We start from the raw sequence: 23,312 nt of genomic DNA on the forward strand, positions 1-23,312 counted from the left end.
ACCGAATTGACTATGGGTTGTAAGTTTATTTCTGCTGTTTAGTTTTCAAGGATCAGTCTGTGCCGCTTTTTCAGCGGCGAGTGATATCTTATCACTCTTTCATTTTTCTGTCAAGTTCTTTTTTTTGAACATTTTCTTTTCAGAAAGAAGAACTTGTCTGTGAAGTTTTGACAGCGAAAGTTATTTTAACAGAAAGCTTTTCGCTTGTCAAGAACTTTTTTCATTTTTTCTTTGCTGCTTTATCTGTGTTTCAGCAGTGAATAGTATTTCACCACATCGTTCCAGATCTGTCAACAACTATTTTCAATTTTTTGGGAACTTTTTCACTGTGTTCCGACAGCGAAATATATATTACCATCAGTTCCCACTTCTGTCAACACTTTTTATGTTTCTTTTAGAAATACATTTAATCATGCTTTTTCATTGCGAATAAAAACAAAGGTATCTTCCTTTGCATATTCTTCCGAATACTGGAAATCCAGCCGGTCGAAGCCTTTTACTTCTTCTATATCCTCTATTTGTTTCTCTGCCAGATAACGCACCATCTCTCCTCGCGCCATTTTACAGAGCGTTCCTTTTTCTACGACCTTTCCATTCTTAATTTCACCGAAAACAAAGTTAATCCATCGAACGGATTCATCCAAGTGCTTGGAAACGGCTTGACTATATTCTTTAGAAGCCAGATTCAAAATACAATCTGTCTGCAATGATTCTGCCAAAGCCGTTCCCCAAAAGTCATATAAATCTTTTCTTCCATCAACAGAGATCTTTGCCTGCATTTCCAGACGATAAGGTGTTACGCCATCAAATGGGCGCAAAACGCCATAAAAACCGGACAGAATACGGAGATGCTCCTGAATATAGTCGAACTCCGCTTCTGTAAATACCCCCGGTGCCATATACTGAAACTGAATTCCCTCATATGCCAGAACCGCAGGCGTCAAACCATGATATAAATCCATATTCTGAATCCGATCCACATTTAACGCTGCAATTTTATCATTGCATTTCCATATCTTTTGCAATTCATCAGCTGGTGTAGACTGCAATACTTTGTAGATCTGCTCTGTTTTATCCAAAAACAGCGGCAAATCTCTCCATGACAAACTATCTGTTTCTACACGCATTTTCTTTGTTGGGGATATGATGATTTTCATAAATGATCTCCATTTCCTGTTTGTTTTACATTAATCCTCTGTTTCTCCAGCCAGATAAGCCAAAATCTCTGCCGCATTGGTATCTGGTTTTACCTTTGGCATTACTTTTTCGATGATACCCTGTTCATCAATGACGTATGTTGTACGCACAACACCCATGCTTACCTTACCATACAATTTCTTTTCTTTCCAAACATCATATGCCTGAATGGCTTCCAGTTCAGGGTCAGACAGCAAAATAAAAGGCAGCTGATGTTTTTCTGCAAACTTCACATGGGATGCCACAGAATCTTTGCTGATGCCAATGACAACAACGTCTCTTTCCCGAAAGGCATCATAGCTCTGAGCAAAAGCGCATGCCTGTTTGGTGCATCCCGGTGTATTATCTCTGGGGTAAAAATACAATACAACTTTCTTTCCTAAAAACTGAGAGAGAGAAACCTGTTCCCCATTTTTATCTAATAAAGTAAAATCTGGTGCTTTGATACCTTTTTCCAACATCAAAATCCACTCCTTTTCTACTATTTTACTTTTCCTATTATAACTTTTTTCTTTCTTACAGGCAAACAAGTTTTTCTTTCCAATAAAAAAGACTTCCATATTCTCATAAAATGAAAGTCTTTTCGAAAAATCCTATACTGCTCTTTTAGTACAAAAGTAAATCCAAGAACTGCTCCTTCTCCAAATGACAGAAATAATCAGAAATATTTAATGACTGCAACGCTTCCTTTAACGCTTCTTCTGTCAGCTTCACTCCCAGCAAATGCTGACGCAGCTGGTCTTTATCACCATTTCCAAAATAATCACCAAATACATCGAAAGCAGTAATCATACCTTTTTCTACATTCATATGAACTTCCAACTTGCCACAGCCGTCAAATCTGCGTTCTTTTACAATGGCATAGGCAGGTGAATTTCCATAATTCCATTCCCAGGTATCATACCGTTCTTTCTGAATCTGCCGTACTCGTTCCAGGTCTGCTTCCGTTAAGGTATAAAATTCCATGGGTGTTTCCGCAGACATATCCTGCAGAAGCATTTCCCAGAATTCCCCAATGGGCACGTCTTTTTCCATATAATTTCTTACATTGGTTACACGGCTGCGAACAGACTGTACGCCTTTGGATACGATTTTATCCGCAGAAACCTGCAGCGCATGGGAAACAGTTTCCAGATTGCTGTCATATAATATGGTTCCGTGGTGCATAACTCTTCCCTGCTTCGCATATTGAGAGTTACCGGAAAACTTCTTGCCATCAATGGTCATATCATTTCTGCCGTTGATTTCCGCTTTTACCCCAAAGTGACCCAATGCCTTTACAATCGGACGGCAAAAGGAACCAAAGTCAAACTGTTCCAGTCCATTTTCTGAAACAATAAACGTAAAATTCAGGTTGCCAAGATCATGGTACACAGCGCCACCGCCTGATAATCTTCTGACTACAGAAATATCATGCTCTTTCACATAAGAACTGTTGATTTCACGAACAGTATTCTGATGTTTTCCAATGATGATAGCGTTATCATTCTGCCACAGCATAAAATATTCCTGACTGCGGTCCATTTCATCAAATACATATTGTTCCAATGCTAAATTAAAATGTGGATCTGTAGATGGACTTTTGATATAGATCATCTCTTTGCCTCCTCTGTTGTCTGCCGAAACACTGCCGGCAGACAACGAGCCGGCACGGATTTCGTCAGCAGTACTTATTTGTTTGGAATATGGATTGCACGTTTTGTTGCTGCCAGTGCTGCTTCTCTCACTGCTTCTGTTACAGTGGGATGTGCATGGATGGTAGCGTAGATTTCGTCTACAGTAGCTTCCATACCAATGGCAAGGGCACATTCGCCAATCAGGTCAGTAGCTCTGGGACCAAGAATATGTACGCCCAGCACTTCGCCGTATTCTTTGCCAATGATGAACTTGATCATGCCTTCACCGCCGTTCATGATCAGGGCTTTGCCGTTTGCCATCAGAGGGAATTTACCTACCTGATAAGCAATGCCTTCTTCTTTGGCTTTTTCTTCTGTAAGACCGACACCTGCGAATTCAGGGTCTGTGTATACGCAGGAAGGATTTGTTTTGCCATCATATACAGCAGTTTCTCCCAGTGCGTTTTCTGCGGCAACTTCGCCCTGTGCAGATGCCACATGTGCCAGCATTACTTTGCCAAGGCAGTCACCGATAGCATAAATGTTCGGCACATTGGTTTCCATTTTATCATTAACAGTAATGCGACCTCTGTCATGAGCAATGCCCACTTTGTCCAGACCCAGTGCTTCTGTGTCTGTTCTGCGGCCAACTGCAACCAGCACTTTTTCTGCTTCAAAGGATTCTACTTTGCCGCCAACTTCTACCTGCACTTTGGCACCAGCAGGTGCTGCTTCTACAGACTGTACTTTCGCTTCTGTCAGAATGGTTACGCCGGAAGCTTCCATCTTTTTCCGAAGCATCGCTGTCAGTTCTCCATCCATCATAGGCAGCAGTTTGGGCATAGCTTCTACAACAGTTACTTTTGCACCAAAACGGCTATATGCTGTTGCCAGTTCCATACCGATAACGCCGCCGCCGATAACCAGCAGTGTTTCAGGCACATGGTCAAATGCCAGAGCACCGGTAGAGTCTACACAAGCTGCATTTTCCTTTACGCCGGGAATGGGGGGTACTGCAGGCACAGAACCTGTTGCCAGAATTACTTTATCAAAGGGAACATTTTCTTTTGTGCCATCTTTTTTCACAACTTCCAGTGCTGTTTTAGATGCAAAAGATGCTGTACCTTCAATAACGCGAATCTTGTTTGCTTTCATCAAACCTGTAACACCATTTACCAGCTGGTTTGTTACAGCTTCTTTTCTGGACTGTACTGCTTTCCAATCAATACCATTAACGGATACCTGAATACCCAGATTGTCCATGTGTTTTGCTTCTGTCAAAGCTTCTGCTGCATGGAGCAGTACTTTTGTAGGGATACATCCAACGTTCAGACATGTACCGCCCAGTTTGTTCTTTTCAATCAATGTGACTTTACCACCCAGCTGTGCCGCACGGATCGCCGCAACATAACCGCCGGGACCACCGCCTACGACTACAACGGAAGTATCTCCTGCTTTCTTTGCAGGCGCAGGCGCTGCCGCAGGTGCAGGTGTGGGTGTAGGCGCTGCTGCAGGCGCAGAAGCCTGTCCAACCTGTTCGCCGGGTTCACCAATATAACCCAGCAAACCTTTTACGGGAATATCTTCGCCTTCTTCTGCAACAATTTTCAGCAGAACACCGTCGGCTTCACTTTCAATTTCACTTGTCAGCTTATCTGTTGTGATTTCCAACAGCACATCGCCTTTTTTTACGGAATCCCCTTCCTGTTTCAGCCATTTGGCAACAGTGCCTTCTTCCATGGTCAGACCCAGCTGGGGCATTTTGATTTCAAAAGCCATAGTCCTTCCTCCTAAAATTCCTATCCAAGTTTTTCTTTCTCTGAGAGGGTAATCTTTTGTATATTTTCTCTGTCTGCTTTTTCTCTTTTGTATATTGATTTTTCTTTTGTATTGCTATGTCAAACCATTACAGTAAAATTCTCATAGGGTCTTCCAGCAGTTCTTTGATTGCCAGTTCAAATTTTGCAGCAACTGCGCCGTCAATGAGGCGATGGTCAAAGGTAAAGGAAATCCGCATTACCTGTTTTTTGAAGATCTTGCCTTCATCATCCATATCCAGTTCATCCTGTACAGCGCAAACACCCAGAATGCCTGCATCAGGCTGGTTAATGATAGGGTCAAAAGTTTCTACGCCAAACATACCCAAATTGGAGATGGTGAATGTGGAACCTTTGTATTCATCCATAGCCAGTTTGTTTTCTCTTGCACGAACTGCCAGATCTTTTGCTGTTGCGGAAATCTGACTCAGGCTCAGTTTATCTGCATCGCGGATAACAGGTACAATCAGACCATCATCCAGCGCAACAGCCATACCCAGATTTACATGAGCACGTTTGATAATCTGATTGCCATCGATGCTTACCAGAATATGGGGATTTGCGCGCAGTGCGTTGGCAACAGCTTTCAGGATAAAGTCGTTCATGGAGAATTTCTGACCGCTTGTTTCGTTGATCTGTTTGCGGAATGCCACCAGTTTTGTTACATCGATCTTCACGTTCTGGGTAACTGTAGGGATTTCTCTTGCAGATTTTGCCATACGTTCTGCAACAACTTTGCGCATACCTGCCAGTTTTACCACTTCGTCGCCATCCATCAGTTCCAGTTCTCCGCTCTTTGCTGCAGGTGCCGGAGCTGCTGCAGGTGCTTCTGCAACAGGTGCGGGCTGCTGTTTTGCTGCTTCTGCCGCTGCCAGAATATCTTTCTGTACAATACGACCGCTGGGACCGCTGCCTGTCAGATTCTGATAATCTACGCCCAGTTTTGCAGCTGTTTTTCTTGCCAGAGGAGAAATACGAATTCTGCTGCCATCCGCTTTTGCCGCAGGTGCAGGAGCCGGTGCAGCGGCAGGAACTTCTGCAGGTGCAGGTGCTGCAGCCGCAGGTGCAGCGGCCGGTGCAGCGTCGCCAACAGTTTCGCCTGCTTCGCCGATGTAACCCAGCAAACCTTTTACAGGTACGTCTTCCCCTTCTTTTGCTACGATTTTCAGCAGAACACCGTCTGCTTCACTTTCGATTTCACTTGTCAGTTTATCTGTTGTAATTTCCAGAAGCACATCGCCTTTTGCTACGGTGTCGCCTTCCTGTTTCAGCCACTGGGCAACCGTACCTTCTTCCATGGTCAGACCCAGCTGAGGCATTTTAATTTCAAAAGCCATGTCCCTTCCTCCTTATCTGTTCAGTACTTTTTTCACAGCAGCTACGATATTTTCCGGATGCGGGAAGTTTTCATCTTCCAGTGTCGGGCTGAAAGGAGAAACGATATTCAGACCGCAAACACGTTCAACGGGTGCATCCAGTTCATCAAAGAGTTCTTCTGCAATCTGTGCGGAAATTTCTGCCGCATAGCTGCCGCGTTTTACTTCTTCAGAAACAACGATTACGTTATGTGTTTTGCTTACGGAAGCAACGATTGCATCCCAGTCCAGAGGAACCAGTGTGCGCAGATCCAGAACTTCTGCCTGAATGCCTTCTGCTGCCAGTTTTTCAGCTGCTTCCAGTGCAAAATAAACTTCTCTGCTCCATGTGATGATAGTGATGTCGCTGCCTTCCCGTTTTACATCTGCCACGCCCAGAGGAATGGTATATTCTTCTTCGGGAATCTGTTCTTTTTTCGCATACAGCAGTTTATGTTCCATGCAGATAACAGGGTCATCATCGCGGATAGCGGATTTCAGCAGACCTTTTGCATCTTTTGCTGTAGAAGGTGCAATGACTTTCAGACCAGGTGTATGACAGAACATATTTTCCAGACACTGGGAATGCTGACCAGCGTTTCTTCTGCCGGCACCCATAGGCAGACGCAGTACCATAGGCACTGTTGCCTGACCGCCTGTCATATATCTCATTTTTGCTGCCTGGTTCAGAATAGGGTCAGCAGCAACTGTGATAAAGTCATCATACATCAGTTCTACGACAGGACGGATGCCGCGCATTGCTGCACCAACAGCCATACCGCAGAAACCGGATTCGGAAATAGGTGTATCAATGACACGATTTTCGCCGAATTCTTCCTGGAAACCAACGGTAATACCGAATACGTTCCCCATTTTACCCATATCTTCACCCATGATGATCACATTGGGATCTCTCAACATTTCTTCATGCATCGCTTCGCCGATGGCTTTGCTGATACTGATTTTTTTGCTCATCTTACGACACTCCTTTCGTTATCAGAAGAATATACGTCGGTGGTTGCTTCCGCAGGATTAGGGTAAGCAGATGTATCTGCGAATACATAAGCTGCTTCCAGTTCTTCCTGTACAGCTGCTTCTATTGCCTGCAGTTCTTCTTCTGTTGCTACACCGTTTTCCAGCAAACGTTTTCTCATGTTAGGAATCGCATCTTTTTCATGCGCTTCTTCCATATAAGATGCTGGACGATAGTTTGCAGGGTCACCGCAGTAATGTCCCTGATGACGGAATGTCATGCATTCTACGATGGAAGGACCATTGCCTTCTCTTGCGTAATCTACAGCTTTTTTCACTGCTTCGTATACTACAACAGGATCGTTTCCATCAACTGTTTTGCCGGGAATGTCATAAGCTTTTGCACGAACAGCGATGGTGTCTGTGTTGGTTACGCTATGGATATTAACGGATACACCGTAATTATTGTTTTCGCAAAGGAATACAACAGGAAGCTTCCAAGCCGCTGCCATATTCACTGCTTCATGGAAAGTACCCTGGTTGGAAGCACTGTCACCAAAGAAGCACAGAGTTACGTGTTTATCACCATAAATTTTAGAAGCCAGTGCGGAACCAGCTGCAATGGGAATGCCGGCACCAACGATACCATTTGCACCCAGGCTGTGCAGACCCGCTACATCTGCAATGTGCATGGAGCCGCCTTTGCCTTTGCAGTAACCTGTTTCTTTCCCGAACAGTTCTGCCAGCATTTTATCCAGAGAAGCGCCTTTGGCGATGCAATGTCCATGTCCTCTATGGGTGGATGTCATATAATCATCAGGTTCCAGTGCCATGCATGCACCTGTAGGAACTGCTTCCTGACCGATGCACAGGTGAATGTTCCCTGCCAGCATACCTTTTGTAAAGCATTCCGCTGCTTTTGTTTCAAAAGCACGAATACGCAGCATTGTCTGATACATATTCATCAGCATTTCCTTAGGATATTTTTTCGTACTCACGTTTTCTTCACACCTTTCCTATTTTCCTTTTTATAACTGTCTGGGAGCAAACAGCGGTACTTCCAGGGCTTCATCGTAACCTCTGCCCATATCAATGCCTTCTACTTCTCCCAAAATCATATCTACTGTCAACAAAACTTTATTGCCCTCAATCAAATGACCGCCGTGGGCATTGCCATATCTGTCGCTCAAAGAAATATGTACATGCAACAAAATGTTGCCCTCTGTGTCGTGACAGATCATACCAGATGCATTGGTCAATTCGATGGGACCTTTCAGTGTTACAGGCTCACTGTAACCATAGCCGGCTTTCTTGTGCGGAAGTTCCACAGGATTATAAAATGCCGCACCATCCAGACTGCCAATGGCACTGAGAATCAGCCCGTTTTTCAGATTTTTTTCTCTGCAAAGCTGTTCCAGACGCAGCAGCACATCTTCTCCCGGATGCAGCCGAACTGCAATGACACGTTTGAGCCCGCCTTCAGCGATTTCAAATTCTTTCACTTACTTCGCCTCCTATTTTGAATTCATTTTTTATATTTTTGAATTCTTTAATAGTAATTTAGCATTCATAATTATGTTTGTCAATAGACTTTCCAAACTTTTCCACCGATTATGGAAAACCGTAATTTTCGACAAAAGCGCATTTTGTGCATATGTATCAAAATAAAGACACTTTCTCGAAATCTGCATTCTTTTTTCTATATAATTCGCTGACAAATGCCTGTTGCCATAACGAAAAGGAAAATGGAAACCACAGAAACCACCATGGAATATAGTACAAATGCTCCAGCCAATACATCATCTGCCCGAAATTGTATCGCCAGCTGATAAGTCGTAATGGCACCGGGTGCTGTCAGGAAAATCAATACAGGAACCAGTTCCACCGATGAAAAATGGAAAATCATCATGGCACAAAACAGATAAACAGCAGGCATCACCCACTGTTTCACCAGTATCATGTAAAATAACGTCCGTGAATCTGCGCCTTTCATATCACCAGAAAGGCGGCTGCCCAACAACAGAAAGGAAAGCGGTGTAGCTATTTTGGCGATATCCGCAAGACAGCTTTCTACAGGTTCCCAAATGGGAATCTGAAGCCGGAAAAACAGCACACCCAGAAGTACACCCCAGATAATGGGATTTTTGAGTATCTGCATCACCGTATCTTTCCACTGGACTTTTTCACCTTCTGTATATCTGGCATATGTGGCAATGGCGGCTATATTCAATAAAGGCAACGTCACTGCCGTCATAGCTGTAGCAATCAACGCTGCCTCTTCTCCTCCTAATCGCAAGGAGAACGGAATGCCATAGATCATAAAATTTCCCCGATACAAAGACTGTATGATCACAGGTATCTTCCTGTGGTCTTTTTCTAATCGAGGTACCGCCAGCCAGAAAATCAACAAAGACGACACCATAACACCGATTGCAAACCAAATGGGTCGCCAGATGCTTGTCTGTGGCATTTCCGCCGTATATATATTCTGAAATACCAATACAGGAAATAAAAAGCGAAAACATAAGGCATCTCCTTGCTGACGGAAATTTTCTGTCAGGATACCTCGCCTTTTTAAGAAATATCCGCATGCAAGCATAAATACGAAGGGCAGCACTGCTTCCAGCGCAAATATCATTTCTTCCATGAAATCATCCCCTGTCTACTGTCCTGCACTCCCTTTGCATGGGCTCCCACAGAGGCGTTACAGGGCAGGCATCCCATTTGTCACAATCCCGTTTCACCATTTTTCGCATGGACAACACATCATCTGATGCGAAGGGAATATGGTACACAAAAACCTCTTTGGGGTTTATGGTTTCGCGGATTACCTGCTGCCCCTCTTTGCTGTGGAAAAACAAAGGATTCACAAAAACTCCATCCAAATCTGTTTTGGAAAAAGCAGAAAAATCCTCCTTGGTGAAATCCACATCTGCCGTCAGCAGAAAATGCTCTGTGCCGCAAGACAGCAGAAAACAAAAATGTGGGACATCCTGATAAATCTCGCCTTGGTGACACATAGGGATGGCACGCATCCGAAAAGATTTTCCCAAAACAATGGTTCTGTTCAGACTTGGATTTTTTGAGAAAAACATCGTTGGGATTTTTTCAGCTTTTAAAAACGCCATCAAATCTGTTTCCAGCAGCAAATCCTCTGGCAGGAAAATCCCCTTCACTGTGTTTTGCTGTAAATATGCTTTCAAATATTTTGCTGAAAAATGGTCTGCATGGTTATGGGAAAACACCAGATAGTCTATATGGGAAAAGTCCCCCTCTCCTGCCATAATCTCCCGTTCCAGAAACTGCGGAAGCGGGCTGAAACGATGACCTGATTTTCCATACAGGCTATCAAACAAAACTTTGGTATCGCCGTATTGCACCAGCAGTCCGGTATTGGAAGTAAAAGTCATTGAAAATTGTTCCATCAGAAAACTCCTTTCTTTTTTCATTAAAAAACGATGTTTCATACCAAAGGCTCCCTGCTGCGCCAATGGCATTTTGGAAGGCAATGGTATAAAACATCGTTCTTTCGGCAGAATATCCGCAATTCGTTGTTTTGCTGCCGTGAGAGGTCGGCATTGCAAAACAAATACGAAGGTTTTATCTTCTAGGAAGTATATATGTGTATGGTTCGTGTGCTTCTTATATTAATGTAGAAAGTCATGTCTAAAGTCAAAAAAATACAATTAAGAAATTTGGAAACAACCTTGCGGTACTGCCATCAAAAAAGTGAAGTCACATGTTTATGGGTACATGTTTTTTCACTGATTTGTCTGTAAATAAAAGGCTATATCAGCCATCCATGGTAACGCCGCCATCTACGTCACTGATTTCCCCTGTAGCAAAGCTGGATAAATCAGAAGCATAGAACAGAATCATATTAGCGATTTCCTGAGGCTGTGCACCTCTGCCCATGGGGATGGTGGAAATGATTTTCTGCATTTTTTCTTCACCCAGATGACAAGTCATAGGTGTAATGGTTAAGCTGGGGCAAACACCGTTACAAGCTACGCCGTAAGGTGCGCCTTCTCTGGCAACTGCTTTTGTCAAGCCAATGACACCAGCTTTGGATGCTGCGTAAGCACTTGTGCCCAGGAGCCCACCGCCGCGTTTTGCAGCAACAGATGCTACGTTTACGATACGGCCATATCCTGCTGCTTTCATTGCGGGATACATTACGCTGATGGCTGTATAAACACCTGTCAGGTTAATGGCAATCACCCGATCCCATTCTGCCTGTGTTACTTCATCAAAAGGTGCTGTACTAACAATACCTGCATTGTTGATCAAGCAGTGTACCTGTCCGAAATCTTCCAGAATCTTACCGAATACGGTACGAATATTTTCGCTGTCGCCCATATTCGCCTGATATGCTGTTGCGTTTTCTTCGCCCAGTTCCTTGCAGACATTCTGTGCTGCTTCCAGATTCAGATCTACGATAATCGCATGTCCGCCGCCGGCAACAACGCCTGTTGTAACCGCTTTGCCGATACCGCTGGCACCGCCGGTGATGATTACATTTTTATTTGTAAAGTCCATTTATTTCACTCCTTACATAAAAACATCGCTCATATTTTGTTTTATTTTGAATTCATTTTGCTTATTTTTGAATTTTATATTTAGACTTTAGCATTCAATTTCTTTTCTGTCAAGTCATTTTTATGAGTGAAAATAAAAATGGAAATTCTACCAAAAATCTCTTTGAATCTCATCCCATACACGCATTTTTTTGTATAAATTTACGAACATACACTTATTTTCTTTTTATGCAACCCCAAAACCCTGCATTCTCAGTTATTTTTCGGCTTGACTTTATCTTTGGATTTCTTTATATTAGAAAAAGATAAAAGTTTCACAATTAGGAAAATCTCACTTTTATCCTTGTTCTACGGAAATGGGGGTATTTCGATGACACAAGCAGCAGGACAAGATGAATCTTTATTAGACTACGCACTGCGGGAAATCAAAGCCCGTATTCAAAATGGTACCTATCCACCTGGTACGAAACTTTCCACACAGGAAATATCCGACTCTCTTGGCATCAGCCGTACGCCTGTCGTTGCTGCCATTAATCGTTTGGTTGCACAGGGTGTTGCTGAGGCAATCCCACGGCGCGGCACCATTGTAGCCCGCCTGAATGGACGGCAAATCAAAGATATGATCGATGTTCGCCGGATGATTGAGGAATTCTCTATTCCCCTTGCCATCAAAAACCTCGATTTTTATCCCAATATCCTGCAGGAAATGCAGGAAGTGACCGAATATTTTACAGACAATGAGCTTTCGGATTACACAGTTTTTGCAAACCTGGATACCAAATTCCATCAGCTTTTCGTATCCTTAACAGGCAACCAGCAGTTGATGAATCTGTACGAAATGAACTGGAGCGTTGGTGCCCTTTTCTACATGTACAGCGTTTCCAAAATGCCTTTGTCCCGTCATGTGAAAGCATTTAACCATCATAAAGAAATTTTTGCCGCTTTGCTTTCCAAAAACGAAGAAGACCTTCGCGAAAAAATCACGGAACATTTTGGTATGATTTATGATTCCATCGAATGGTATGAATCACAGGTTAACAGCATGGAAAAATAAAACTTCTTTTGACGACAATGCAGCAAATTGAAGTCTGGCATATGACCCACACCGGGAAATATGCCAGACTTTTTTTATTTCAAATATCTTCATAAGAAAACAAAAAAGCTGAAATTCTCATAATTCAGAGAATTCCAGCTTTCCTATTTTCATGAAATTGATAGTTGCTTTTGATGTATCCGCCTTTTATGGGCAATACAAGCCTGTTTTTATTCAGCTAAGAACCCTGGTAACCAAGTTGTCAAAGCGGGAATATATGTGATCAGCATCAGGATGATCAAAGACATCAGCAACATAGGCGCAACGGCCTTCAACGCAGCCGACAGTTTTGAACCTGCCAACTGGTTCCCCATCAGCATACAGATACCAACTGGAGGTGTAATCAGACCGATACACATGTTGAAGGACATTACAATACCAAACTGAATGATATCGATGCCAAATGCTTTTATCAGAGGCAGCAGCAGTGGTGTCATCATAACGATAGCTGCATTTGCTTCCATCAGCATACCGATAATCAGGAACAGTACGTTGATGAGCAGCAGGATAACGATAGGGCTGTCTGTAAAGGATGCAAAGCCACTCAAGATCATTTCAGGCAAACCGGAAACGGTTACAACATAACTGGAGGACTTAGAAAGACCTACCATCATCAGAATGGTTGCTGTAGAGATGGAAGAATCAATCAAAACAGAACCCAAATCTTTGAAAGACATATCTTTATATACAAAGAAACTGATCAGCAGTGCATAGATAACCGCCACAGCTGCGGATTCTGTGGGAGAGAAAATACCGCCAAAGATACCACCCAGAATGATAACAGGCATCAGCAATGCCCAGATACCATCTTTTACTGTGCAAGCGATTTCTTTAGGAGATTTCCGTTTATGAGCAGGCAGATCATACTTTTTGCCATAGAAAAGCGCATAACCTGCCAAAACCAGAGCCAGCAGCACGCCGGGGATAACAGAACCCAGGAACAGTTTTGATACAGATACCCCTGTGATACTGCCATATACAATCAGTGTAATGGATGGCGGGATAATAGGTCCCAGAATGGAAGCCATAGATGCAATTGCTGCCGCAAAATGTGCAGGATATTTTTCTTCCTTCATGGCAGGGATGGTTGTCCCACCTACGGCAGAAACGGTCGCAACACCAGAACCGGAAATTGCACCGAACAACGCAGAAGCTACAACAGTAACCAGCGCCAAACTACCTTTAATCCATCCGATAAACGCGTTGGATATACCAATCAGTTTCCCCGTGATACTTCTTGACATGATGTTACCAGCCAGAATGAAGAAGGGAATCGCAAGCAGAGAGCTGGAGTTCATGCCGGCAAACATTTTCTGCGCCAGAATTTCAAAAGGCAGATCTGCCATAGCCATAGCGATCAAAGCGGAAATCCCCAGGGAAAGATAAATAGGAATCCCAAAAAGTGCGAGGATAATCAATCCAATGATGATAACTGCCCCAATATTCATTTACACATCCGCTCCTTTCTTGCATTGTTTTAATTTTTCCACGTTCTTCCCGATGACTTCAAAAGATGTCAAAATCATCAGCACTGCGCCTAATGGCATACATGCATAGGGAATTGCCATGGAAACCTGAAGCCCGGGCGTAATATTCACGGCACTGATTTTGCACAGGGAAATGGAATATACAAACAATACCGCTAAGAACAAAATACCAAGGATTGTAACAACGATGGTATAAATATATTTTGTTCGTTCTTTCATCAGGTTCAAAAATACGTCTACCTGCAAATGGCTGTTTTTCCGCAGCGCAATGGCAGAACCAATGAATACATCATAGATAAACAGATAGCGCGCCAGCTCTTCACTCCAGGCATTGGACGCATTAAAAACATAACGAAGAACGACCTGATATGCAATGACAATGACCATGATTGCCGCTGTCACTACCAAAAATACCTTTTCGACAGATTCCAGACCGTCCAAAAATTTTGTATATTTTTTCAGCATAAAATCTTCCTTTCTGCTTATTTTCTTCTTTAATTATGCAGTACCTTCTGCTGCATCATCCTGAACAGTTTCCTCCTGTTCAGCTGCTCCTTCCAGATTTGGATCCATTGCTTTGATACGGTTTGCCCAATCAGAAAGTTCAGGATAATATGTATCTACAAAGTCTGCATAGTAATCAATGAATTCCTGTGTGTCTACTTCCAGAACAGTACATCCGCTGTCAATCAGTTTCTGTTCTGTTTCTGCTTCTCTGTCCAGCATCAGGCTATTCATCTGATCAGAAGCATATTCAGATGCTTCAATGGCTGCTGCCTGAATGTCTTCGGGCAAGCTGTTGAAATAATCCCGATCCATGATAAATACATTGGCACTGTATACATGGTTGGTTTTGATCCAATATTTACAAACTTCCTGGAACGCATAGTTATAACTGTCGCTCATAGGGTTTTCCTGGCCTTCTACCGTATGCTGCTGCAGTGCAGTATAAACTTCACTCATTGCCAGAGGCATAGGAGCGGCGCCGATATACTGCCATGTTTTCAAATAAACATCCAGATTGAGTGCACGCAGTTTAAAGCCTTTCATATCTTCCGGTGTTGTCATTTCTTTTGTTGCCGTTACGATTCTGGCACCGCGATACATGTTCCCCAACAATTTGAAGTTTGTTTCGTCGCCGATAACTTCTTTCATTTCGTCGCCCAGATCGCTTTCCCAAACTTTCATAAAATGGTCATAGCCACTATAAATGTATGGCAGCGCATCTACGTTTGCCAAATCTGTAAATGTTGACAATGTACCGACGGATTCACACATAATATCTGCTACACCAATGGGCATACATTCCAGCACTTCGGAAGTCGTTCCTAGGCTGGCACCGCCATAGAGTGTAACTTCTACTCTGCCATTTGTAATTTCTTCGATTTTTTCCTTGAAAAATACTGCACCGTCATATGCCGCATCCCCGGCTGAACTGTTCAGTGCCATTTTCCAATGATATTCCGCTGTATCATCTGTTGCAGATGAACATCCAGAGAAACATCCAACCGCCAAAGTCATGGTCGTAACTGCTATGATCAATCCTTTTACCTTCATGCAAGAACCTCCTTATTTTTTGAGAAAGGTAACTTCTCACGTAATAGAAAATGCAAAATAAGCAAAATTGAATTCATTTTTATCAAAATAGCATCTTTTTAAGTACATGTCAATTACAAAACCCGTTAATTTTATATTTTTATGCATAAAGTCTATAGAAAGCCGTAAATAGATTTTCCAAACAGAAAATGACTCAGGTATTCATTTCATAAAATTCCAAATTTTGCTGGCAATAAATAGACACATTATCCAATGACGCGGCTTTATCTCTAATTTCCTAATTTTTAATCCAAATTTTTTACAAAAAATTACAAAAAAATAAATTTGATTTTATAAAATTCATCTTTTTTCAAACTATACAAATATAACAAACACAAGTACAAAATCAAATGCAATTGATGAAAAAGCATGTGAAAACAATCCGAAAAAAACATTCCCCCCTATTTTTTCTGCACAAAACTGTATACATTCTTTTTAATGAATCGTATATTTCATCTTTCTAATGCTTTCATTTAAGAACTATACAGATACAGATTAGCTGCTTTTTTTGTAAGACAAAAGCTATTTCATACTATTTTTTCTTGCAAAAATAGCAGTAAAATGCGTCATCTAGCTGCATCGATCTTTAACATAACTTGTTTTCCTAAAAATGTCTGCATAATATGATTCATATATTTTTATCTCTGAGCATTAAACCTTTTATCCAAAATCAAGACCTTTACAAAAGCATTGCTTATTCTTATTTTTGCCAATTTCTTAATGGGAACAACACCATCTTCTGAAGAAAACATTTCATACAATTAAAAAGAATATAGCCGAAACCCTTTTCGTTCTGAATTTACCCAATTTTTCTATTTTTCATTTCTTTTCCGATGATATAAAAAACATTTTTGTTGTGAAAATTTTCAGCAAAAAAAGAACCAATTGATAAACAATTGGTTCTTTTTTGATATCCTAAAATTGGTTCAGCCCACCGTATCTATTACACTTCTTACATGTATTTTCATGGAACTTGAAACTCTCTCGAATAAACTTATCATGTTCTTTCAAATGTTTGCATTTCAATTTCTTGTTCTAAAACATTTTTCATTAAATTCCAGCAACGCCATCTTCCCTTGCTACATCCGCAACTGCTTTCGCAACCACATCCGCAACTGTTTTATCCAGTGCAGAAGGAATGATATTTTCTGCACTAAGCTGTGCATCAGGAATCAGTGAAGCAATGGCATAAGCTGCTCGTATCTTCATATTTTCTGTGATTTCTCGAGCGTGGACTGCCAAAGCTCCTTTGAAAATGCCCGGGAAAACCAGAACATTGTTGATCTGATTGGGATAATCAGATCGACCTGTTCCAACAACAGCTGCGCCGGCATCTTTTGCGTCTTCCGGCATGATTTCCGGCACAGGATTTGCCATGGCAAAAACAATGCCCTCATTCATAGAAGCCACCATTTCTTTTGTGACCATATTGGGACGTGAAACTCCAACAAAGGCATCTGCATCCCGAAGGGCATCTGCCAGGGTTCCTTTTTCATGATGCAGATTTGTAATGTGAGAAACCTTTTCCTGTTCCGCATTTAAACCTGCATCTCCTTCGCAAATCATCCCGTTGATGTCACAAAGGATAATATTTCCAAAGCCCATTTGTACCAACAATTTCCCAATGGCAATTCCGGCAGCCCCTGCTCCATTGATTACGATTTTCATCTGTCCCATCTTTTTGCCAGTTACTTTCATGGCATTGAGCATCGCTGCCGCTACTACAATAGCAGTACCGTGCTGGTCATCATGAAATACAGGAATATCACAGATTTCCTTTAATCTTCTTTCAATCTCAAAGCATCTGGGCGCAGAAATATCTTCCAAATTGATTCCGCCAAAGCTTTTGGAAATCAAATGAATGGTCTGCACAATGGTGTCTACATCTTTTGAATCCACGCAAATCGGAAAAGCATCCACACCGCCAAATTCTTTGAACAACACACATTTCCCTTCCATAACAGGCATGCCCGCTACGGGTCCAATGTCACCAAGTCCCAAAACTGCCGTTCCATCTGTAATGACAGCAACCAAATTGGAACGTCTTGTCAAGCGATAGGATTCTGATTCATCTTTTGCAATCACACGGCATGGTTCAGCCACCCCGGGAGTATATAGTAAGGACAAATCTTCTCTGGTACAAACAGGTTTTCTGGATACCACTTCAATTTTCCCCTGCATTTCATAATGAAGTTGTAATGCTTTTTCGTCTAAAGTCATATCAATTCCTCTTTTCCTCTGATCAAACCATTTTTTCTGGACGTAGTATCTCGTCAAACTGTTCTTCTGTTAAAAATCCAAGGGAAACACAAGCCTCTTTTAGAGAGATATTTTCCGCATAGGCTTTTTTTGCTGTCTTTGCAGCATTTTCATAACCGATATATGGATTCAATGCTGTAACCAGCATCAAAGACCGCTGTAAATTGTCTTTCATTTTATCTTCATTCACTTCAATTCCTGCTACACAATGAATGCGGAAGGAATCCAATACATCTGTCAAAAGTCGTACAGACTGCAAGAAGTTATAAATGCAGACAGGCATATATACATTTAATTCAAAATTTCCCTGAGAAGCACAAATCCCAATGGCTGTGTCATTTGCCATAACCTGAACCGCAACCATCGTAACAGCTTCGCACTGTGTAGGATTGACTTTGCCCGGCATAATAGAACTTCCTGGCTCATTTTCCGGAATACGGATTTCCCCCAAACCACAGCGTGGTCCACTCGCTAACCACCGAATATCATTAGCGATTTTCATTAAATTCGCTGCCAAAGCTTTTAATGCGCCATGGGCAAAGACCAATTCATCTTTAGCCGTAAGAGAATGAAATTTATTAGGAGCTGTCACAAAATGCTCACCCGTCAGGCTGCTGACTGCTTCTGCAGCTGCTTCCGCAAAGCCTGCCGGTGCATTTAGCCCCGTGCCTACGGCTGTACCACCCAATGCTAACTCTGATAAACCCGGCAAAGATATTTCTAACATATGATAACCTTTTTCCAGCATTGCACGCCATCCGCTGATTTCCTGACCAAAGGTAATCGGTGTAGCATCCTGCAAATGGGTTCTTCCTGTTTTAATAACCTGTTGATTTTTTTCTTCCAAAACAGATAACTGCTCAATCATTCGCTGAACAGCAGGCAATAATTTCTGCTTAATTTCCAGATATGCCGCAATATGCATGGCTGTTGGAAATGTGTCATTGGAGCTTTGAGACATATTAACATGGTCATTGGGATGAAGGAGTTTTTCTCCAGCCATTTCATTCCCTCGATTTGCAATCACTTCATTAAGATTCATGTTGGATTGGGTACCGCTTCCGGTTTGCCATACGACAAGAGGAAATTGTTCATTCTGTTTTCCTGCCAAAATCTCGTCACAGACCTGACCGATATAATCACAACGCTTCTGATCCAATTTGCCAATTTTAAAATTAGCTAAGGCAGCAGCCTTTTTTAAAATAGCAAAAGCACGAATGATTTCTGTCGGCATTTTTTCCGTACCAATTTTAAAATTTTCATAGCTGCGCTGTGTCTGTGCTCCCCAATATACGTCTGCGGGCACTTGAATTTGCCCCATAGAATCATGTTCCACCCGATAAGATGACATGACGTTCCCTCCTTTTTCTTTTGTAAATCTATAGAATTGCCTTTTGGGCTTTTTATAGAAACAGTATAGCAATTTTTTTATAAAAATAAAAGGGAAAGAATAAAGGCATGTAAAAATGCTATAAACAGAAAGTGACCACAACCAAAGAAGTTTTTATTTCATCTTTCTGCATATATTGAAACTGTAATCAGGCTCGTACAGTTAATTTGTGGGCATCTAGTTTTCTCAAAGACTTTCACAAACCATTCTCTAGATACTGAACAACTCTAGAAAATGGTTCGCATGAATATTGTACAATGTAATTATTCTATTCTCTTCTTACATTCTTTTCGCATGGCAACAAACGATTTCGAGTCTTTTGGGGTGAAGGTTTTTCAGTGTTTTCTGGTGCTTGTTTGTGTTAACAGGTGATGGCGCAAAGCCTTGAAAACACTGGGTTTCACGGCAGAGAACAGCAAAAATTCAGCCTTTTGTCCAGCCAGAGAAAAAAGCAGGTTTTGTGTTGGTTTGTTAGCATTTTGTTAGCAAATATCATTGTTTATATCATCTGTCTTAGGTCAAAAGACCACACAGAAAGAGGAAAAATCCTCTCTGTGTGGTCTTTTTCTATCTGGAGGAATGCTTATGAAATTAACACGACCTTTTGCTATGGTGGAAAAAGATGTCCTCTTTTCCCCGGAATTGACTGCCCTTGAAAAATTGGTTTACTGCGTTTTGTGCGCCTTTTCTGATAACAATACCCGCTCCTGCTACCCTTCTTATAACACCATAGCAGAGAAAGTTGGCTGTTCTAAAAAGACTGCGATACAATGCGTCGCATCGCTGTGTGAAAAAGGCTGGATGCAGAAAATGGAACAACGGACGAAGAAAGGCGGGCATCGCAGCAATTTGTATTTTCTTGTTTTGTCCCCGGAAAAACAATACCTCTACCCTGCCCACGCAAAACCGGAATCCCCTTCTCCGCCGGAAAAATCAGATTCTTCTTCTGATGGCGAATCGTATTTTGGTTATGCAGAACGGTTGGAAGATGTTAAAAATAGAATTGAATATGATTACTTTGCGGAACATATGCCAGATCAGCTTTATATGGTGGATTTCCTTTGCCAGTGTATCCCAGAGCTTTATGATACTTCTTTCCCTGAAGACAGAAAACTGCTGAATCAAGTCAGCAGTCTGGATATTATCGGGTTTTTACACCATACAGCTGGTCAGAATTATTCTGGAGTAAAAAATATGAAAGCTTATTTGAAAACCATGTTTCTGGAATATCTTCGGAACGAACAGCTGCTTGTGGCAACGGCTGTACCGCCCAAGATATGATAGATGGAGTATAGATACATGGGTATAGTTCTTTAAATATAGTTTGGGTGAATGGACGAAACAAGGGAGATGAATGTGGGAAACAAGGTGTTGAAAGTAATACACCATAGTGGGGACTTGAAGAAACCAGAAAGACATATTTTCAATTCGAATATATAGACGGTCATTCCCTACAATGATATACTTTTCATAGATACTTCCCTATGAAAATAACGAGGTGAATCCCATGGATGCAAAGGAAAAAATCAATACCATATTGTGTAACGCATTATCTGACTGTGCAAATCTTGTTGGTGGAAACAGTTTTTTGCTTCGAAAAATCCATTCTAAATTGCCTACCGAAGCAGTTCATATGAATATTGAAAATGGAGATTTTCTGCTAGTTAGCCAACTGCTGAATGCCATCGGAAATATACTGCAATTTGATGATGAAAATCAGGTATGTACTGCTGTTGTCGGTTCTGGATTTGCAAATATGAATCCTGCCCTTGTTGTGGCAATGATGGAAGATCAGACTCTCTACCTTGCTGCCTATGCCAAAGAAGGACTGATTAAACAGCACACAGCGGAAAAGGCGTTGAAAAATATCGTTGATTCTTTGCAAATGATGGAACAGGAGTCTGAGTGATACTGTTGGTGCAGAAAATTTGAGTATGATATGTCCTTCTGCTATCCTTTCTTACGTACTTGTTGACAGAAAAGAAAAGAGAACCCCTTTATTTTAGAAGTTCTCCCTGCTCTTAGACAAGTGTTATCACAAATGCATTTTACAATATGATGTATTTTTTGAGGAGGCAAAGCTATGTGTGCAGAAAAATGTCCCTATTGCGGTGGCGAATTGGAAAAAGGTAAATTGATCAGCAGAGGCGGTAATTTTTTCTTGCCTGATGGTGAAAAAATGCCTGCCCTGTTTACAGAAAAATCAATGAATAAGAGCAGAGCTATTTTATTGCCTCCAGATATTGTTTCTGATGGAGATGTACAGTTTCCAGTGGGTTATGTGTGCCGGGTATGTAAGAAGATTATAATTTCATATTCTGAGTGCACGGATGTAGATATATGGAAAAATTCTATAAATTAGGATTCTTATATGATAAGATTTGGTGGAGTACTTGGAAATAGAGTATTTCACAGAAGTATCCAAAAGTTTGTATAAACCTTCAAACTGATGTAAAATAAATTTACCAGTTTGGAGGTTTATTTTATAGCTAGGAAAAAAAGATATCCTACAAAAGCTACCTTTTGAGAAATAATGGTAGTGTCAAGAGTTTCACGCAAATTGGTTTGCAGCCCATGGAATAAATGGATAGTGTCAAGGTTCTTTCGCAAAAACAAATTTAGCCATTTGGTAGCCGGCAGTCAACCGGCTATGATATCAGACAGCAGATCATCCTCTGCTTTGAAAAGGTGATCCATGTTCATGTAACGTCTGGCTCCCTAGTTCGTTGCTGCTACATGGCGCAGTCTGGCACATACGGGCATCAGAGCACTTTGCCTATCAGGGAAAGCACTGATTGCTTTTGTTCGGCGCTTGATCTCACGGTTCAGGCGCTCAATGGTGTTGTTTGTTCGAATCCGAGTCCAATGCCGAGTAGGAAAATCCCTATAGTTTAAGGTTTCTTCAATACTATCTTCAACCTTTTGTGCAGCTTTTGCCAGTTTCATAGCTTTCAGCTTTTCGGCTACCTGTATCGCCTTTTCACGGGCTGCTTCCTTACTTTCCTGAGAATGGATGGCTTTCAGCATGAGGGCTACAGCCTTCATTTTCTTCCGGGGTGTTACGGAAAAGATGTTCCTGTAAAAATGTACTGTGCAGCGCTAGTATCTGGCATCCGGAAAAACTTCAGGAATGGTCTCAAGCATACCAAGGTTTTTATCACCGATAATCAGACGCACACCAGTAAGCCCTCGCTCTTTCAGCCATACAAAGAAAGAGCGCCAGCTTTTGCAATCTTCTTTCATTCCTTCAGCAGCACCGAGAATTTCACGGCAGCCATCCTGACTGACGCCGATAGTAACCAGAACGGAAACATTCTGAATCTCACCGCTCCAGCTGCGTTTCAGGTAGACACCATCTACATAAACATAGGGATATTCTCCGGAAAGCGGACGGATGCGCCATGTTTCGATATGTTCATACGCTTTTTATTTAGGTTACTGATTGTTCCGGGAGATACTTTCGTTCCCATAAAGCTTCGGTAATATCTTCCACTCGACGGACAGAGACACCTGCGAGATACATTTCAATTAACATTTCTTCAACAGAAGATTCTCTGCGGCGGTAGCGTTCAATAAGGGCTGTTTCAAAAGAAATCCACTTGAGTTTAGGAACTTTCAGCTCTACTTCTCCAGCTGTTGTATGAAAGTTTCGCTTATAATGTCCGGAACGATATCCTTGACGCTCAGAAGAACGCTCATACTTTTCAGCGTTGACTAATTCATCTGCTTCCCTATCAAGCAGAGTGTTTAGGGTTTCTTCGACATTGCTACGGACAAGATCTTTTAAATCATGCTTTATTCTTTATTAAGTCCTCATTTAGCTATATAATTTTATCAGACACGGTTTGGTTTTAAAGCCTTCTTTGATAGGTTTTGTTGTGGTGACTTAATTCTACCAAACGGCTGTAGACCATGTCTTTATTATTATGAAATTTTATTTCTGCGAAATTTATTATACGTCATTAATTTTTCGGTAAAAAATCAACGTTCAT

20 protein-coding genes and 1 pseudogene are annotated in these 23,312 nt (G+C 41.7%); 4 read left to right on the top strand and 17 right to left on the bottom strand.

The window, feature by feature from the left end:
- Window positions 1–410 precede the first annotated feature (410 nt).
- The 11 genes from yaaA to BUB35_RS03895 all read right to left on the bottom strand — a co-directional run bounded on the left by yaaA (window position 411) and on the right by BUB35_RS03895 (window position 11,496).
- Window positions 411–1,157, bottom strand: a complete 747-nt coding sequence (gene yaaA / locus BUB35_RS03845; protein ID WP_072849348.1) for a peroxide stress protein YaaA — start codon at window positions 1,155–1,157, stop codon at window positions 411–413.
- 30 nt (window positions 1,158–1,187) lie between these two features.
- Window positions 1,188–1,658, bottom strand: a complete 471-nt coding sequence (gene bcp, locus BUB35_RS03850; RefSeq protein WP_072849350.1) for a thioredoxin-dependent thiol peroxidase — start codon at window positions 1,656–1,658, stop codon at window positions 1,188–1,190.
- A gap of 145 nt (window positions 1,659–1,803) precedes the next feature.
- Window positions 1,804–2,793, bottom strand: coding sequence for a lipoate--protein ligase (locus BUB35_RS03855; RefSeq protein WP_072849352.1), 990 nt, complete (start codon window positions 2,791–2,793; stop codon window positions 1,804–1,806).
- Window positions 2,794–2,867: 74 nt separating this feature from the next.
- Window positions 2,868–4,592 (bottom strand): dihydrolipoyl dehydrogenase, encoded by a 1,725-nt coding sequence (gene lpdA, locus BUB35_RS03860; protein WP_072849354.1) that lies wholly within the window; start codon window positions 4,590–4,592, stop codon window positions 2,868–2,870.
- A 127-nt stretch (window positions 4,593–4,719) separates the two neighbouring features.
- Entirely contained in the window at window positions 4,720–5,967 is a 1,248-nt protein-coding gene (locus tag BUB35_RS03865; RefSeq protein ID WP_084730551.1) for a dihydrolipoamide acetyltransferase family protein, read from the bottom strand.
- A 12-nt stretch (window positions 5,968–5,979) separates the two neighbouring features.
- Window positions 5,980–6,960, bottom strand: a complete 981-nt coding sequence (locus tag BUB35_RS03870; RefSeq protein WP_072849357.1) for an alpha-ketoacid dehydrogenase subunit beta — start codon at window positions 6,958–6,960, stop codon at window positions 5,980–5,982.
- Window positions 6,957–7,955, bottom strand: coding sequence for a thiamine pyrophosphate-dependent dehydrogenase E1 component subunit alpha (locus tag BUB35_RS03875; RefSeq protein ID WP_330391072.1), 999 nt, complete (start codon window positions 7,953–7,955; stop codon window positions 6,957–6,959). Before BUB35_RS03875 ends, BUB35_RS03870 begins: the two co-directional genes overlap by 4 nt.
- A gap of 30 nt (window positions 7,956–7,985) precedes the next feature.
- Window positions 7,986–8,459 carry a PPC domain-containing DNA-binding protein gene (locus BUB35_RS03880; RefSeq protein WP_072849359.1) on the bottom strand — a complete coding sequence of 158 codons (474 nt, stop codon included), beginning with the start codon at window positions 8,457–8,459 and terminating at the stop codon, window positions 7,986–7,988.
- A 197-nt stretch (window positions 8,460–8,656) separates the two neighbouring features.
- Window positions 8,657–9,604, bottom strand: coding sequence for an AEC family transporter (locus BUB35_RS03885; RefSeq protein ID WP_072849361.1), 948 nt, complete (start codon window positions 9,602–9,604; stop codon window positions 8,657–8,659).
- 4 nt (window positions 9,605–9,608) lie between these two features.
- The gene (locus tag BUB35_RS03890; RefSeq protein WP_143158932.1) at window positions 9,609–10,382 is read right to left on the bottom strand and encodes an MBL fold metallo-hydrolase; all 774 of its coding nucleotides are present in this window, start codon (window positions 10,380–10,382) and stop codon (window positions 9,609–9,611) included.
- Between the two features lie 367 nt (window positions 10,383–10,749).
- On the bottom strand, window positions 10,750–11,496 hold the full coding sequence (locus BUB35_RS03895) for an SDR family NAD(P)-dependent oxidoreductase (protein WP_072849365.1): 747 nt from the start codon (window positions 11,494–11,496) through the stop codon (window positions 10,750–10,752).
- Between the two features lie 369 nt (window positions 11,497–11,865).
- Here BUB35_RS03895 and BUB35_RS03900 point away from each other — a divergent pair, with 369 nt between their 5' ends.
- Window positions 11,866–12,549 (top strand): GntR family transcriptional regulator, encoded by a 684-nt coding sequence (locus BUB35_RS03900; protein WP_072849367.1) that lies wholly within the window; start codon window positions 11,866–11,868, stop codon window positions 12,547–12,549.
- Window positions 12,550–12,758: 209 nt separating this feature from the next.
- Here the strand turns inward: BUB35_RS03900 and BUB35_RS03905 are convergent, their stop codons facing one another.
- From BUB35_RS03905 to fumC, 5 genes are all read right to left on the bottom strand, one after another.
- A complete protein-coding gene (locus tag BUB35_RS03905; RefSeq protein WP_084730552.1) occupies window positions 12,759–14,036 on the bottom strand; it encodes a TRAP transporter large permease in 1,278 nt (425 codons plus the stop codon).
- Window positions 14,037–14,540, bottom strand: a complete 504-nt coding sequence (locus BUB35_RS03910) for a TRAP transporter small permease (RefSeq protein ID WP_072849369.1) — start codon at window positions 14,538–14,540, stop codon at window positions 14,037–14,039.
- A 33-nt stretch (window positions 14,541–14,573) separates the two neighbouring features.
- On the bottom strand, window positions 14,574–15,632 hold the full coding sequence (locus BUB35_RS03915; RefSeq protein ID WP_072849371.1) for a TRAP transporter substrate-binding protein: 1,059 nt from the start codon (window positions 15,630–15,632) through the stop codon (window positions 14,574–14,576).
- 1,089 nt (window positions 15,633–16,721) lie between these two features.
- Complete coding sequence (locus tag BUB35_RS03920; RefSeq protein WP_072849373.1) at window positions 16,722–17,891, bottom strand: NAD(P)-dependent malic enzyme; 1,170 nt, start codon at window positions 17,889–17,891, stop codon at window positions 16,722–16,724.
- 22 nt (window positions 17,892–17,913) lie between these two features.
- On the bottom strand, window positions 17,914–19,281 hold the full coding sequence (gene fumC / locus BUB35_RS03925; RefSeq protein WP_072849374.1) for a class II fumarate hydratase: 1,368 nt from the start codon (window positions 19,279–19,281) through the stop codon (window positions 17,914–17,916).
- Between the two features lie 624 nt (window positions 19,282–19,905).
- Here fumC and BUB35_RS03930 point away from each other — a divergent pair.
- The 3 genes from BUB35_RS03930 (at window position 19,906) to BUB35_RS03940 (ending at window position 21,682) form a co-directional block, all read left to right on the top strand.
- A complete protein-coding gene (locus BUB35_RS03930; RefSeq protein ID WP_072849375.1) occupies window positions 19,906–20,601 on the top strand; it encodes a helix-turn-helix domain-containing protein in 696 nt (231 codons plus the stop codon).
- A 226-nt stretch (window positions 20,602–20,827) separates the two neighbouring features.
- Window positions 20,828–21,229: a pyrroline-5-carboxylate reductase family protein gene (locus BUB35_RS03935; RefSeq protein WP_072849376.1), complete on the top strand. Its 402-nt coding sequence runs from the start codon at window positions 20,828–20,830 to the stop codon at window positions 21,227–21,229.
- Window positions 21,230–21,403: 174 nt separating this feature from the next.
- Window positions 21,404–21,682 carry a PF20097 family protein gene (locus BUB35_RS03940; RefSeq protein WP_072849378.1) on the top strand — a complete coding sequence of 93 codons (279 nt, stop codon included), beginning with the start codon at window positions 21,404–21,406 and terminating at the stop codon, window positions 21,680–21,682.
- Window positions 21,683–21,960: 278 nt separating this feature from the next.
- Here BUB35_RS03940 and BUB35_RS03945 read toward each other — a convergent pair.
- Window positions 21,961–23,119, bottom strand: a pseudogene (locus tag BUB35_RS03945) (IS256 family transposase).
- Window positions 23,120–23,312: the final 193 nt, after the last annotated feature.

It is taken from the genome of Anaerotignum lactatifermentans DSM 14214, from assembly GCF_900142265.1.
GTDB classification, from domain to species: domain Bacteria; phylum Bacillota; class Clostridia; order Lachnospirales; family Anaerotignaceae; genus Anaerotignum; species Anaerotignum lactatifermentans.